The sequence below is a fragment of the Acinetobacter sp. ANC 4204 genome, assembly GCF_002135205.1.
In the GTDB taxonomy this organism is placed as follows: domain Bacteria; phylum Pseudomonadota; class Gammaproteobacteria; order Pseudomonadales; family Moraxellaceae; genus Acinetobacter.
On the sequence record NZ_NEFZ01000003.1, the window covers coordinates 138,182 to 153,211 of the forward strand.

Annotated in this window: 15 protein-coding genes; 6 read left to right on the forward strand and 9 right to left on the reverse strand. The window is 39.5% G+C overall.

The features are described from left to right. Positions 1 to 11: 11 nt before the first annotated feature. The 6 genes from B9T36_RS08240 to ispH all read right to left on the reverse strand — a co-directional run bounded on the left by B9T36_RS08240 (position 12) and on the right by ispH (position 7,791). Positions 12 to 4,001 (reverse strand): PilC/PilY family type IV pilus protein, encoded by a 3,990-nt coding sequence (locus B9T36_RS08240; protein ID WP_086209022.1) that lies wholly within the window; start codon positions 3,999 to 4,001, stop codon positions 12 to 14. Between the two features lie 17 nt (positions 4,002 to 4,018). Beyond that, positions 4,019 to 4,813 carry a pilus assembly protein PilX gene (locus tag B9T36_RS08245; RefSeq protein WP_086209023.1) on the reverse strand — a complete coding sequence of 265 codons (795 nt, stop codon included), beginning with the start codon at positions 4,811 to 4,813 and terminating at the stop codon, positions 4,019 to 4,021. Next, complete coding sequence (locus tag B9T36_RS08250) at positions 4,810 to 5,700, reverse strand: prepilin-type N-terminal cleavage/methylation domain-containing protein (protein ID WP_086209024.1); 891 nt, start codon at positions 5,698 to 5,700, stop codon at positions 4,810 to 4,812. The genes B9T36_RS08245 and B9T36_RS08250 overlap by 4 nt, the downstream gene beginning before the upstream one ends. A 1-nt stretch (position 5,701) precedes the next feature. After that, on the reverse strand, positions 5,702 to 6,232 hold the full coding sequence (gene pilV / locus B9T36_RS08255; protein WP_086209025.1) for a type IV pilus modification protein PilV: 531 nt from the start codon (positions 6,230 to 6,232) through the stop codon (positions 5,702 to 5,704). Beyond that, a complete protein-coding gene (locus tag B9T36_RS08260; RefSeq protein WP_086209026.1) occupies positions 6,229 to 6,675 on the reverse strand; it encodes a prepilin-type N-terminal cleavage/methylation domain-containing protein in 447 nt (148 codons plus the stop codon). The genes pilV and B9T36_RS08260 overlap by 4 nt, the downstream gene beginning before the upstream one ends. A 165-nt stretch (positions 6,676 to 6,840) precedes the next feature. After that, positions 6,841 to 7,791 carry a 4-hydroxy-3-methylbut-2-enyl diphosphate reductase gene (gene ispH / locus B9T36_RS08265; protein WP_086209027.1) on the reverse strand — a complete coding sequence of 317 codons (951 nt, stop codon included), beginning with the start codon at positions 7,789 to 7,791 and terminating at the stop codon, positions 6,841 to 6,843. Between the two features lie 134 nt (positions 7,792 to 7,925). Between ispH and gmk the strand changes: the two genes are divergently transcribed. From gmk to bfr, 6 genes are all read left to right on the forward strand, one after another. Further along, positions 7,926 to 8,549 (forward strand): guanylate kinase, encoded by a 624-nt coding sequence (gene gmk / locus B9T36_RS08270; RefSeq protein WP_086209028.1) that lies wholly within the window; start codon positions 7,926 to 7,928, stop codon positions 8,547 to 8,549. A gap of 77 nt (positions 8,550 to 8,626) precedes the next feature. After that, on the forward strand, positions 8,627 to 8,908 hold the full coding sequence (gene rpoZ / locus B9T36_RS08275; RefSeq protein WP_086209029.1) for a DNA-directed RNA polymerase subunit omega: 282 nt from the start codon (positions 8,627 to 8,629) through the stop codon (positions 8,906 to 8,908). A gap of 223 nt (positions 8,909 to 9,131) precedes the next feature. Next, positions 9,132 to 11,231, forward strand: coding sequence for a RelA/SpoT family protein (locus tag B9T36_RS08280; RefSeq protein WP_086209030.1), 2,100 nt, complete (start codon positions 9,132 to 9,134; stop codon positions 11,229 to 11,231). 70 nt (positions 11,232 to 11,301) lie between these two features. After that, the gene (locus B9T36_RS08285) at positions 11,302 to 11,685 is read left to right on the forward strand and encodes a RidA family protein (protein ID WP_004691470.1); all 384 of its coding nucleotides are present in this window, start codon (positions 11,302 to 11,304) and stop codon (positions 11,683 to 11,685) included. Between the two features lie 153 nt (positions 11,686 to 11,838). Beyond that, the gene (locus B9T36_RS08290) at positions 11,839 to 12,033 is read left to right on the forward strand and encodes a bacterioferritin-associated ferredoxin (protein WP_010327639.1); all 195 of its coding nucleotides are present in this window, start codon (positions 11,839 to 11,841) and stop codon (positions 12,031 to 12,033) included. A 261-nt stretch (positions 12,034 to 12,294) separates the two neighbouring features. Beyond that, positions 12,295 to 12,759, forward strand: a complete 465-nt coding sequence (gene bfr, locus B9T36_RS08295; RefSeq protein ID WP_086209031.1) for a heteropolymeric bacterioferritin subunit Bfr — start codon at positions 12,295 to 12,297, stop codon at positions 12,757 to 12,759. Positions 12,760 to 12,813: 54 nt separating this feature from the next. Here bfr and tfpZ read toward each other — a convergent pair whose 3' ends face one another. From tfpZ to B9T36_RS08310, 3 genes are all read right to left on the reverse strand, one after another. Further along, the gene (gene tfpZ / locus B9T36_RS08300; RefSeq protein WP_086209032.1) at positions 12,814 to 13,548 is read right to left on the reverse strand and encodes a TfpX/TfpZ family type IV pilin accessory protein; all 735 of its coding nucleotides are present in this window, start codon (positions 13,546 to 13,548) and stop codon (positions 12,814 to 12,816) included. A gap of 41 nt (positions 13,549 to 13,589) precedes the next feature. Further along, positions 13,590 to 14,102 carry a pilin gene (locus tag B9T36_RS08305; RefSeq protein WP_416202559.1) on the reverse strand — a complete coding sequence of 171 codons (513 nt, stop codon included), beginning with the start codon at positions 14,100 to 14,102 and terminating at the stop codon, positions 13,590 to 13,592. Between the two features lie 218 nt (positions 14,103 to 14,320). Beyond that, positions 14,321 to 14,863, reverse strand: a complete 543-nt coding sequence (locus B9T36_RS08310; RefSeq protein WP_086209034.1) for a pilin — start codon at positions 14,861 to 14,863, stop codon at positions 14,321 to 14,323. Positions 14,864 to 15,030 lie beyond the last annotated feature (167 nt).

Here is a 15,030-nt window from a genome sequence, read left to right on the forward strand (position 1 = left end):
ATTTATCCCGTCTATTTTCCGGTCTCATACCAACGAATTGGAACAAGGGATAGCGGAGTTGAATAATCTTTTGATGCACCACCAGCTAAAGAACCTGTAGTTGAGATCAGTGCACGGTTTGAGCCATTGTTATTATTTGACCCTACCGCTGGTGAAACAATACCAGCACCTAAACCAGAACCATTTAAGAATGTTGATGCAGTAATTTGTGCTGCCGTACATACACCATAAGGCATACAGAATTGATACACATAACTTTCGCCTTTCACACCCGCTCCACAATCTCCCGACAAACCATCTTTACTACCATCAAAAGTTGTCACGTACATGTCTGAATCTAGAACAATTGGCGTACTTAATACTTTTGCATCCTGAATCAGTTGTGAGGTGAAGTAATAGTACCAACCATTTGTTGTACTATATGGCGCGACTGCAGTCGTATTTGCATTTGTTGTGAGCTGACCAAGGGTTGAGAGTGTTGCATTTTGAGTATTAAGAGCTGCCCCCTTACAATCAACAGTAGAGCCAGTATTCTGAGCTGCACAAACCTGATAGGTCGCATTAGTCATACTGTACAAATCTGAACGCGCTACATCTTTGTCATAAATATTATAAATAGCATCATTTTTATAACTTGTAGATGATGAATTAAAACGAGGTAAACTTCTATTACCACTACCAATAGAGGCTACACCAAAAGTGGTCCCGCTATTACTATAGGTTGAAAATGCTGGCATTTCATAAAAACGAGGACTATATATGCCATTATGCAAATTCAGTAGACGAACTGGAGTTTTAGAAAATAAATCCTTATCAAAAGATGACAGGTTATTGTTTAAATCTACTCGCCAAAATTGCCCACCTAAATCACCAAAGTAAAGATGATCAATTAAACCATCAGAGTTTCTATCTATTCCCTTAATTTGACTAGAGATACTAAATTGCATATTTGACGCTGTACTATAGCCTACACCACTTGTCGTATTTGCATTCGTCGCATTTGCACCGGTCCACCATAGCAAAGCACCTGTTTCAGCATTAAACATATATACGCCGGCCCCAATATTATTGGTTTGTGTATAACTGCTTCCTTCATAGCCACTAAAACCAGTTCTTTCGCCTGTTGTACTATCAAATGATCCGTCGCCATTAGTGCCACCAGCATCATAACCACCACCAACAAACATCACTCGCGTTTTTTTACCATTCCATTTAACAAAGCCAATCGTCGGTTTAGACCAACTTTGCCCCATATAGGATAATTCATTGTATGATGTAGAACTGCCATTATAGTAAACAGCACTTGTGTTTGGGTCGATACGGAATGCTAACTTAGGGGCATTCATATCTTGTAAATTCAAGGCATAATAACTCCGCCCCCCCATACGCAAACCACCATAGGCCATTTGCACACCCGTAGATGTTCCAATCCCAGAACCAACAGTCATAGTCCCATCAGATTGCACTACATATTCCGAGTATTGTGTCCAAGGTGCATCAACACCATAGTAGAAAGGTTGATATGTTGAGGTACTAAAACCACTTGTAGTCGTGTATTCAAGAAAAGCCTTTTTCTGCGAAGCAACCATTTCATTTGGTACAAAAGCAAATTTCTCTTTCCCCGTCGTAGCATCTACTACAGATAAAACCCCTTGAGTCGTACCAAACAAGATATAGTCATCGCGATTCGATGTCGTCACAGTACCATCAGAACTTCCAATCGTTCCCGATTGTGTCAACAATACTGGACTTGAATGCATCACTGCACCAACTTGCCTTAATTCGTTTAATTGACCCAATGCTGTAGTTGTAGTCGGTAAACTTGTTGTATCTGCAGGCGTATTAATAATATAACCAAGTAAAGACAATAAGTAGCCACGACTACTATCAGTTGTATTCGTCACATAACTAGAACTAATTTGGTTTAATTGAGTGGCTGTTGCTGCCCCGCTAGTGTCTCGATTCATCAACAGCTTACGATTCGCAACAAATGCTGTCGTCATTCCCATTGGTAAATTTGCTTTTACACCACCCACTAACTTTAAAGCAGCACTATTCGTTGCGCTACTTGAAACATACTGTGACCAATAATCATAATTATCTACAATTTTACCGCTAGAGTTGGTAATAGCATCACCGTTCACATCTTTAATATAACCATCTAAAACTTGATATTTTTTAAGGTTACCCGCCCACAGTTGATATGTCGCATCTGGTGTTGGCTGGAATTGTGATGAATAGGTATAATTTTGTACTACAGTCGGATTTAGTTGGTCATCAGGAATATAAGATGAACCCGTTGTGACAGAAGGAATATCTGTTGCCAGTGAACTAATAAAACTGTTCACACTCTCAACGACATCTGCAGAGCTTGAACCCGAGTACCAACCGCCTTGTCCATATACGCCCCACTTCGCAGCATTTTTAACATCGACACTTGCAGAAGATGAATCAATATTGGCTAAGTTTTGTGCCTGTGACAATGCGCTGTTATATGAAGTCAATCCATTAAAATCACTACCAAACCCAACCACTGCTGTTTTAATGACTAAATTTTTAGGATTCAGCTGTGAGGTTGACGTCGTCCCATCAATACTTCTGTTAAGCAATAATTGAGAAAGATCACTAATACAGTTCCAGCCATTTCCTGTGTATCGTGCACCTGTACCATTAAATAAAGTGCCTGAACAAGTCAAATTACTACTATAACTACTCGTCAGCGCATTCTGCATCAAGGTTTGCACAACGGAATTACTCGCACCATTTGGCTCACCATCCGTTAAAAGATAGATGCCTTGCCCGCTACATTCAGCATTATCTGTCGTTAAAGGAGATGTATAGGCTGTTTGACTATCATTTTTAGAGGTACTTACCGAATAAGAAAAGCCACTGCCCGATGGTATAGTCGTTATTTGTTTTGTTTCATATACACATGCACCACTTGTACCACTAACCGTACATGAAGTTGAATAGCTGGATGTGGTTGGGTTGGTTGTACTTGCTGTTCCCCATGTTGTACAGCCGCTTGCTGTGTATGCTGTACAACTCTTATAATTTGTTGTGCTTGTTGTGTTACTTTGATAGTAATATGTATTGTTTCCGCTAGTCTCGGCGGTATAACCAGTTAATGTTGGAGCTGTACTTAATTTTGTAGCACAATTACTTGTAGATGCAGATGTTGTGCCAGCTGTACAACTATAGTATGTAGAACCATTCTTACGATAAGAGTATGTTTTTGTCGTTGTTGATACTGAATATTTAAAATACATCGGGATATCTGCAGTAACAGTACTTGTGGTACTTGTTCCCAACATATAAGCAGCAACTTCTGCATAGGCTTCACCAGTTGGCGTACTATAGTTTCCCGTCCACGTACTCATCTCCTTCAGCAACAACGTCCGTTGGTCAGTAACACTAATGGTAGCGTTGTTATAATATAGTCTACATGCACGACCATTTACATAAGGACAAGCTTCATAATAACTTGCACTACTTGACGGTTTTGTTGTTGTTGCGGCGCCCCATGTCGTACAAGTTCCATAGCTACTCCAAGCCGTACAAGAACTGTAGGATAAAGTACTGGTTGTACTATTCGCATAATAATATTTATAGACTGGCTTTTTAGCTGTGTAAGTCCCACCACCCGTAATCCCTGTGCTTAATGCTCGAGCAGGCACCATAACATAACCAGATGAGCTGTTATAAAAAGAGGATAAACCAATAATTTTATCATCACTGATCGCAGAAACACCGTTACCACCAGCCAAAACATCAATCATCCCACTTCGTACACGCTCTAAACGGGTGACACCAGTACTATCGTAGCTTCCACTATTACTCATACTCCCTGAGTTATCTAGCATAAACATCAGGGTAATATTTCCAGTCTGTGCAGCACGATAAATACTAATATCACTGGCTTGAGTCACACTGGTACAAACTAGATTTGTCATCAGCAGGGAAGCTAAAAATACCAATTTTTGTGTTGTATTTCTTTTCATCACTTTATCCTCTATTTTTAGCTACCAACAACCGATTGCGTCAAGTTGTAAACGGTGACATAGGTTGTATAAGGCACATTTAGGCTAGATAAGCACTCAGACACACTTGCTCTGAAAGATGTACTCGTAACACTATCCGTTGCAACTGTTACACCTGTTGGAATTGAAGCCGTTGGATTTGTCATGTGCGTTGATAAACATGAATTAATTTGTGCATTCGAAGCTGTTGATAATGTTGGCATTAACGACACAGCCGTAATAATTGCCATCTCAGGGCTAATGACTTTTGCCGCATCAACATCTGTACCTGTAACATAACCAACAAAAGCCTCATCACTACTAGAGGACGACTCGACAAACTGGACTGTAACTTGGGTCATCACAGCACTTCGCCCACTGGTATAATCATTGCTATTACTCAAAGAACAATACCCTGCGGTCCCTAACTCATTATTTGTAGGTTTCGTTTTACTATCTTCCCAGGTTGAAACACTTGCATTGTTTAAACTAAAGAAACTGGTATTCGCTCCTCTATAGCAAAAAACCAACTCTTTGCCTTTATTATTAGCGGTTCGAATATAACCAAACATACCATTTGCTGCTAACTGCACTGCAAGCTGATCCGCATCCTCTGCATTAAAGATTGCCGCATCAGAATTCTGATTCATTAACTGTTGTGCCTGAGCATTTGTTGCAATATTTAAAGACAAGACACCTTGACGTATAGCTAGAGTACTAATAACAATAAGTAGCAATACGACTACCAGAACAACGATTAAGGTTGCACCTTGTTGTGATTGTTTATTTATCATGATGCGCGATCTCCAAGTGCATTACGAATCGCAACAGTTTGGGTAATCACTTCTCTCAGATTTCTTGATGAGGCACTTTGAATTGAACTTTTTAAAGAAACAGTTTTATCTAAAACATCAAATTCTCTTGAATTATCAATAATAGATTCTGGACCAACCGTTTGACTAGAACGAGCTAAAACCCCAATTTTAACACCCAATATTCTCGGCTCAGTTCCCGATGCTAAATAGTTGGCTATCGTCATATCTCGGAAATTCCCCGCACTATTCTCTGTCACTAACAAGACATGAAAATAGTCAACGCGTTTCATAATGATTTGACCATCATCGCCAAAATTAGTTGCCGTATCCCCACTATATCTACCCGCATCACAAGCCAATGCCAATGCCGTATTAGCGGTCTCTGAATCATTAAAGTTAGTATCTTTTCTCACAAAATACCGCTGTATCACATATTCAGAGGTACTGTTGATGGTATTCCCTTCACAATCAAAACCGCCTGTCGCTATGGGTAAATACTGAATAACCAATTGGTCACTCTCTATATCAACATTCGAACTTCCATCTACAGCACTTCTCGAAAAGTATTTTGTCTCAGTGCTATCTGTTGCCGATAGGTTAGTACTTGTAAGTACAATCCCACCATGTACAACACTGCCAGTCATAGCAGCCGTCGCATTTCCTAAATGGGCAAAGCGAATGTCTTTGGTAATATAATTGAGAGCAAAATTAGAATTATCCTGTAAATCTGATGCGCCTTGTTGTATAGCAACACTCTTTTGCCCCGCAAGGAATAATACGAGTGCTGCCGCAACAATAATCAAACCGATTACTAAGGAAATCATCAACTCGATTAAGGTAAAACCTGCTTGTTGAGAACTTTTCATATTAAAATGCCTCCATCACTACACATGTGGAATTATCTTGATATGAAAAAGTCGAATTTTGGCTTTCAGTACATGCAATTTGTCCATCTTTAGAAGTAGTATTATCTGTTGCATCAGTCTTATTCCAAGCAACATAAATACACGTCCTACCATTTGCTGTACCTGGGCAGTCCATCATATTCAGAACCATACCTACACTTTGAGCCTTTAAATAAGCTTCATTTACATCAAAGGCAGCTTTAGTTGCAGGAGTACACGTACCACTATAACAACTTGAAACACTCGCTGACTGTTTATCTTCATCTGCCAAATTTGCTTGGTACACACTTAATGCTGCATTACTACTGTTCATTCTTATTTTTTCTGCCAAATCTCTGGCAATATTCATCGCTTGAATACGATTTCCACCTTCTGCCGTTGCTTCAACAGCACGTAATTGCAAAGCTGCAAAACCTAAGACAGCAAGAGACAGTAAAAGTAACGCGACTAATACTTCCATCATACCAACACCAGTTTGATTCCTTATTCTCATGAACAATCCCCATCATTTTGTGGTGTTACATAGGTATTTCCAACAACCGAAAGTGAAAATGTTTTCGTGGTAAGCGAACTAGAACTACAAACAACAAATGATGTGTCGCTTGCAATACTACTCGTTGTCCCATCACTCCTAAAATTAATAGAACTGAGACTGGTCGGACTTGTCAAAGTCGTGTTTTCCGCAGGAGACCAGAAGTAAACAATTGAAGTATTCGTACCCGTTGTATTTAGATTGACTGTTGTTGTTGTTCTCAATAACACTGCCTGATTTCTAGCTTTCGTTAGGGTTTCCATTAATTCTTTTGTCGTAGAGTTTAATCTTTGTTTCGCAAGCATATCCGCAAAAGAAGGTGCAGCCATCATCGCGATAATTACCATAATCGCAATTGTCACCATCAATTCAATTAAGGTGAACCCTTTATATCTCTTTTGCATACTCCCTCCCCAAGGCAACAAAACTTTACCCTATTTAAAATCATATTCTAATTCTTTACACAACCAACACAATACAGGATAAAAGGCATAAAAAAACAGATGATTGCCAATTTACAATCATCTGTCAATTTATCAATAAAATTAGAATGTTAACTAATACACCTTTTAAGCTTGAGTTACCGCAATACGTAACTCTTTTGGCAAACTAAAAGTAATATTTTCTTCACGTCCAGCCAACTCTTGCGGTGGGGTTGCACCCCAATCCTGTAACCGTTGGATGACTTGTTTAATTAAAATCTCAGGTGCGGATGCGCCCGCTGTAACCCCAACTTTAGCAATATTTTCAAACCATGCTTGTTGGAGTTCGTCTGCATTATCAACCAAATAAGCCGATTTACCCATACGCTCTGCAAGCTCACGCAGGCGGTTCGAGTTTGACGAATTTGGTGAGCCAACCACGAGTACCACATCACATTGGGTCGCTAAATCACGCACCGCATCTTGGCGATTTTGAGTCGCATAACAAATATCATCTTTACGTGGTCCTTGAATCTCAGGAAATTTTTTACGCAAAGCATCAATCACTTTAGCAGTATCATCAATCGACAGCGTGGTTTGTGTCACAAAAGCCACATGCTCAGGGTGTTTAACTTGAAGCTCAGCGACATCCTCTTCATCTTCCACCAAATAAATTGCACCACCATTTTTTAGGTCGTATTGACCCATGGTTCCCTCAACTTCAGGGTGACCTTCATGGCCGATTAAAATGGCCTCCACACCCTCACGGGCATATTTGGTCACCTCAATATGAACCTTGGTCACCAATGGGCACGTTGCATCAAAAACTTTTAAACCCCGGCGCTCAGCTTCAATCTGTACTGCTTTCGAAACACCATGCGCACTAAAAATCACAATATTGTCGTCTGGTACTTCATCTAGCTCATCAACAAAAATTGCACCACGTTGACGTAAATCATCCACAACGAATTTGTTATGAACCACTTCATGACGGACATAAATGGGCGGATTAAAGCATTCAAGTGCACGATTGACGATGGCAATCGCACGGTCAACACCTGCACAAAAACCACGTGGATTGGCCAATACAATTTCCATATGTTCCTCGATACCACTTTTCAATCAGCGGAAACTAATAAAATAAATGCAAACAAAGTGACGCCTAGCTATTTCGTTTAAACCTTGTCTGCTCTAAAATAGAGAAGATATTTTATCATATCAGGAAAAATATCATGTCGGGTCTCTTGTTTGTCGTTTCTGCAGCTTCAGGAACAGGCAAAACATCCCTCGTAAAAGCCCTCCTTGACCGTGTAACGAATCTTCACGTTTCTGTTTCTCATACTACACGTGGGCAACGTCCCGGCGAACTTGATGGTGTTCACTACCACTTTACCGAAAAAGACAACTTTTTAGCATTGGTTGAACAAGGTGGATTTATTGAATACGCTGAAGTCTTTGGTAATTACTACGGCACAGCACAAGCCACTGTGAAAGAACAATTGGCCAAAGGTCATGACGTCCTACTGGAAATTGACTGGCAAGGTGCACAGCAAGTTCGTAAACTTTTTCCTGAATCTAAACAAATTTTCATTTTACCACCAAGCCAATTTGACTTACGTCAACGCCTATCGAACCGTGGCACAGACTCGGTTGAAGTGATTGAGCGTCGTTTAGGCTGTGCGGTTGAAGATATGCAACAATATGTCAACTTCGACTATGTGATTATTAATGATGACTTTAATAAAGCCTTGCACGATCTTGAGTCTGTGATTATTGCCAATCGTCTTGTTCTTTCTCAGCAAGCCAATCGTCATCAAAAAATGATTTCTGAACTGATCACCCCTGTAGAGAAGTGATTAAAACTTGAGTCTACAGACAAAGCGCCTTATACTGCACAGTCTGTTTTATTTTCCCATTCATAACGAGAACTCTTATGGCACGCGTAACCGTTGAAGATTGTTTAGACCATGTAGACAACCGCTTTGAGCTTGTACTAGTGGCAAGCAAACGCGCGCGTCAATTGGCACGTCAAGGCATTGAACCTACTGTTGAGTGGGACAATGACAAACCGACTGTTGTTGCATTACGTGAAATCGCAGTAGGTCATGTTTCTAAAGATATTTTGAAACAACGTGAGCAAGACTACCAAACTTCGAGTCTTGATCTTGCCCTTTCTGCAAACAATTTGAATTTAGATGGTTTTTCTTTCCAATAAGAAAAATTTATCGTTTAAAAGCCTAGTTTTTAACTAGGCTTTTTTATTGGATAACTTTTATATTTCTGCAATACACGTTATAACTAGAAGATAAGATTCATCGTGGTTTAGGTGTATCTTTTTTGCTTTTATTCCAATGAAAAAATTGACAACTCATGCAATATGTTTTTCATTAGATGATCAGTAAAATTTTCTTGTAATTGCTACGTCTTAAAGGTGTTTTATGCCAGGCCCAATGGTCAGCCAAGCTAAACAACAGCTCAAAACTATTATCGATGCTTACTTAACTGAAAGCGATGTCGAGCGTGTGCTTGCGGCCTGTGATTATGCGGATATTGCCCATGATGGTATTACCCGTAAAAGTGGCGAACCGTATATTTTACATCCGATAGCTGTAAGTTGTATTTTAGCGCATATGCGTCTAGACGCAGAGACACTCATGGCCGCACTTTTGCATGATGTCATTGAAGACACTGACTTTAGCAAAGAAGATATTGCTGAAAAATTCGGCAAAACCGTCTCAGAGCTTGTCGATGGCGTCACTAAGCTCAGCCAGTCGAGCGATAAAGAATATAATAAAGCAGCTTCATTCCGTAAAATTCTGCAAGCAACACTACAAGATCCTCGTGTCATTATTATTAAACTGGCTGACCGTTATCATAACATGACCACCTTGGATGCACTGCGCCCCGACAAACGCGCACGTATTGCCCAAGAAACCTTTGATATTTTTGTTCCAATGGCACGTATTGTTGGTATGAATGAGATGGGCGATAACCTTGAACATTTGTGTTATCAAAACCTCGATCTCGATATGTATAACAATGTCCAAGAGGCTTTATTACAAACCAAACCCAAACGCTGTGAATATCAAAGTAAATGGGAACATAATCTAACCGAATTACTGAAAACCCATCAAATTTCAGGTCGTATTAAAAAGAAAAATAACAATATTGAACTACTGCGCCACTTTGTCAAAAATGACATTGATCTACATGAACTCACCCACAGCCATGCCTTTGAAATCATTTTAAATAGCATTGCAGACTGTGACCGCTTAGCCGAGGTATTACGCGAGAGTTTTCAAGTTTTGCATTTTGCAGACCATATTCGCAAACCGCTCCCTGGTGGTAACCAATCATTACTACTACGTTTGAAAGGTGAAAATACGACACTATCAGTAACCATTCAAACAGAACTGATGCGTAAAGCTGCGCGTTTTGGCGTGGTGCTTGGTGACAGTGCACCACAAGCTTGCCGCTCTGCAATTCAAGCCTCAATGCAGAACTTAAATGTCTTAATTGATGGTGCCTGTGCCAAGACCACCTTTAGTGAATTACTCGACTATCTACATCAAGAGAAAATATGGGTCTACACTCCACAAGGTCATTTACATGAATTACCACAAGGAGCAACAGTAGTCGATTTTGCTTACTCTGCCAGCTTATTTTTAGGTAACCATGCAGTAGGTGCAAAAATTAATGGGGAAACCAAGCCCCTTTCTACACCATTGCACAGTGGCCAGGTGATTGAAGTGATCACCGATGTCTTAGCCACCCCAAACCCTGACTGGCTGAGTTTTGTCAACACGCAAAAAGCCCGTCGTGCTTTGCAAAATATTTTGCGCGATCAAGATATCGAAGAACAACGCTTGGTGGGTCAACAAGCTTTAAATCGTGCCTTAAAGCTATTTAATGTCTCCATCAAAGACTTAACTGAAGCCGACTGGTTAGAGCTTCTACAATGGCGTCATATCGAAACTAAAGACCAACTGTTTGAGCAAATTGCCGTAGGTGATTTATTACCACAACTAGTTGCGAATCATTTATTTGCACATGATCAAGGGCAACAAGAGTCTGATCGACTGATCCAAGGTACTGAGGGAGTCGATGTTAAATATGCACATTGCTGCAATCCTGTACTCGGTGACCCAATTCAAGGACACTTATCCCGTCGTGGTCTGATTGTCCATCGAGCACGTTGCCACAACCTCTTACATGAACAACATCTGCACCCTGAAAACATCATGCCATTACAATGGACGAATGAAAACGAAGAAGAAATTAGTTTCACTGCATATTTACTCATTAATATGGCAATGGATGATGAGCAAATTTCCGATCTAATCTACCAATGTCGTAAAGAAAAAATCGGGGTAGAGATGGTTCGCAACCAAGATGATAAAACCTATGTCAATGTGGTCGTGCATAACCGCAAGCAAATTGCCAAAATTATCCGCGATTTACGCATGCATTTTGGCTTCCCACGCATCAGTCGACTGGCTCAACCTGTCAGCCTTTCTGAAACCTCAGTTGCGAGTTAATTATTTAAATCTGCACATTTTAATGCCAATCTAAGCTATGATTGATGGTGAATGATAATAGGAGAACACGATGTCCCGCCAAGTAATTCATACTGAAAATGCCCCTGCTGCAATCGGCACTTACTCACAAGCGATTCTAGTCGGCAATACACTTTATCTTTCTGGTCAGATTGGTTTAGATCCGTATAGTATGGAATTGGTTGAAGGCATTGAAGCGCAAATTCGTCGTGTTTTTGACAACCTAAAAGCCGTATGTGAAGCAGCAGGTGGAACTCTGGCTGATATCGCTAAATTAAATATTTTTTTAACAGATCTCTCTAACTTCCAACTCGTTAACCAAATTATGGGCGAATATTTTGCACAGCCCTATCCTGCACGTGCTGCACTCGGCGTGGCGAGCTTACCTAAAAATGCACTCGTTGAAATGGATGGCATTGTAATTATTAATCAATAAGTTATGATTTCAAAAAAAAGCCACCGATCAAGTGGCTTTTTTTTATCCAAAATCTCAATAAAAACGAATAGAATTCCAAATGATTTTTATTGACAAACGATAAAAATTATCAATAATATCACTTATCTTATTTATTTCATGTGGCTTGCTGAAATGTACGTGTGCTTATGCCGTGGTATTACAGATCAAGATATTAAAGATGCCGTTGAAAATGGTGCGGGAAGCTATCGTGAAGTCCGCGAGATGCTAGACCTCGGCACATGCTGTGGGCGCTGTGCACCAGAAGCACGTTCGATCATTAGCGCTGAAGTATCTGCGATTGCCTCACGTTTGGCGATTGCGGCATAAATAAGTATTTGTTTCATATTTTAGAATAATCATAATTATAAAATTACTCTTTATGAGTAACTCCTCCCCCGCTTATGACTCTAGGCGGGTTTTCTTTTCTTAAAGTAACCAGAAAATTCAACTCTCATTCCGCATGCTTTTGATTGCGATTTTCATTTGCTGTTCTATAAATTACTCGCCAAAGATCGCATTGTTGTTTAAGATATTTCTCATAAGTTATTGATATTATTTTTTTAGCAGCAGTTTGAATGGAGCTTCCTCATGAAAGGCAATCGTGATGTAATTAATCAGTTAAATCAGGTGCTTTATCATCATTTAACTGCAATTAACCAGTATTTTCTTCACTCGCGCATGTTTAATGACTGGGGTATTGAGCAACTTGGCTCTGCCGAATATAAAGAATCCATTCGTCAAATGAAACATGCCGATAAAATCATTGAGCGTATTCTTTTTTTAGAAGGCTTACCAAACCTACAACACTTAGGCAAACTTTATATCGGTCAACACACGATTGAAGTACTGAACTGTGATGTACGTAAGGTCAATGAGAACATTGAAGCCATTCAAGCTGCTGTGAAGCTCGCTGAAGAGCAGCTCGACTATGTCACTCGTGATCTTGTGCAAGAAATCTTAGAAAAAGAAGAAGAATGGTTAGACTGGACAACCACACAGCTTGATTTGGTTGAAACTGTGGGTATTGAGAATTATATTCAGAGCCAAATGTAAATTTTTATCAATAAAAAAACCTGCTTCACGCAGGTTTTTTATTATTTTCAAAATTTATTTCCAAGGGCGGAGATCAACAATTTTAACTACCTCACCTTTCTCTTTATTAATTAAAACAACCATATCAACAGCATTGGCTTTAAGCGGAACAAAACCCGTTGCTTCAGGATACTGAGCCAATATTTGCGTTACATCCATTTTTGCATTGTATTTATCCAATTCTTTTAACGCAATAACATGACTTTGTATCTGCTTTTTTGCTTGCCCTAAGTCCACATAAAGCTCAGGCCTTTGCGCAACATCCACACCTGAAAAAACAGCCTCAAAAGTAATCGCATTTCTTTCATTCACATTTTTAGGCGGAACTGCTGCAACCCAATTAGGAAATAAAAAACTTACATTTTGGTACTCAGGAAGAGCTTTTTCAACCTTACGCAAATCTATCTCATTAATACGCACAAGGTCAAAGCGATCCGCATTATAAACCAACCATGCAGGCTTTCCTTGATAGACTGTAAAAAGTCCATAAGTTAATGCGGCTAACTGTAATAAGCAAATAATTGTTAAATCAAGCTTTAGGGTTTTTTTACCTGTTTTATAAACGAGTAATGTTAAAAGTGGACCTATTACCACATCTATACAGAGCATCAGAAGAAAGATATGCATTACACCTGTGGCCACCGCCAAAGGTGCTGGATACCAAATGAAATAAACCAAGCCCATAGATAATAAAGCAATAATGATTGAGACCAAACCATGAACCAAAAATGCTTTTATACGTGCCGACATATGTATATCCCGCCCCCAATTAAGAGCGCCTATTTTATGCTTTAAAGCATATAACGGCAATTGCTAGGTATGTACTTATAGGCTGCAGTTGATCTTACCCCACACCCCCACACTATAGGCTGTCCAGGAATTATGGCAGCACTTGGACGGGCTGAACTTACATCCCCAGAACCCGGTGTTAGAACAATATTGGATTCTAATGCGGTATTAATTACACCATCATACTCAATTTCAATTTGCCCCTCATCCATAACTGGCGTAGCTAAATTCGCAATACCAGTAATACTCATACTGCTGACATTTTCAGTTGGGGTAAATTGGAAAGAATACGAACCAGCAACATTGGGACCTGTACCGTTATAGGGTGTAATAGTTCCACTGATCATATAACCAAGCATTTCGACTACTGCCAACTTTGCTTCACTTGATAGAACGAGCCCTTCTGAAACCTTGCTTCGTATTGTGTAATTTTGATATGCAGGGATAGCAATGGCGGCTAAAACCCCAATGATTGCAACAACAATCATTAATTCAATCAAAGTAAAACCTTGCATTCTACGCATGATATTTCTCCCTTAGCTTCATATTCTTATTCTATTACTACAATTTTAATGCCAATTATATTTTTTATATATAACAATAGCTTGAAATAAAACACAAAGTTTTAACTAACATTTTTTGTCAACAATTCACAATTTATTGACTCAGCTTATAAAGCAGCAAGAAATAAAAAACGCATCTAAAGATGCGTTTTTTATAATTGAACTATATATTAGTCATTAGCATAACGGCAGTTTGAAGGTACATATTTAAATGCAGCTTCAGCACCTGTTACTAATGTACAACCCCAAACCACTGGAGCACCTTGCGCAAGTGGATCCGCAGGTAAGCCTGTACCTGCACTATCAACCACACCACTACCTGGCACTAAACGAAGTGTTGAACCTAATGATGTTGCTAACTGACCATCATAAGTAATTGTAATCGCCCCGTCACCTGCTGCAGGTGTCGTTACATCAGCAATCTCAGCAATCTCAATAGATGCTACATTTTCACCAGGCGTATATTCATAGCCATAAGAACCTGCTACTGAATCACCTGTACCATCATATGCTTCAACCTTACCACTGTTACGTGTAGAGAAAGTTTCCGCTACCGCTGTTTTTGCAGCATTGGCAAGTGTTAAACCTTCAGTAATTTTAGTACGTACTGTATAGCTTTGATACGCAGGAATCGCGATCGCAGCAAGAATACCGATAATCGCAACTACGATCATTAATTCGATAAGGGTGAAACCCTTTTGAACTGATTTCATAACATTCTCCACAAATGTTTTGTTAATTTCTTATAAGCTTTTAAGGCTACTTTGTAATTAGCATGTATTATGCCAACTTTTATTATATTTATTTTCAAATAAAAAACAGCACTTTATTTCACTATTTAAAAAATTATTTTTTGTGCTTTGTTTTTTTATGTGACAAA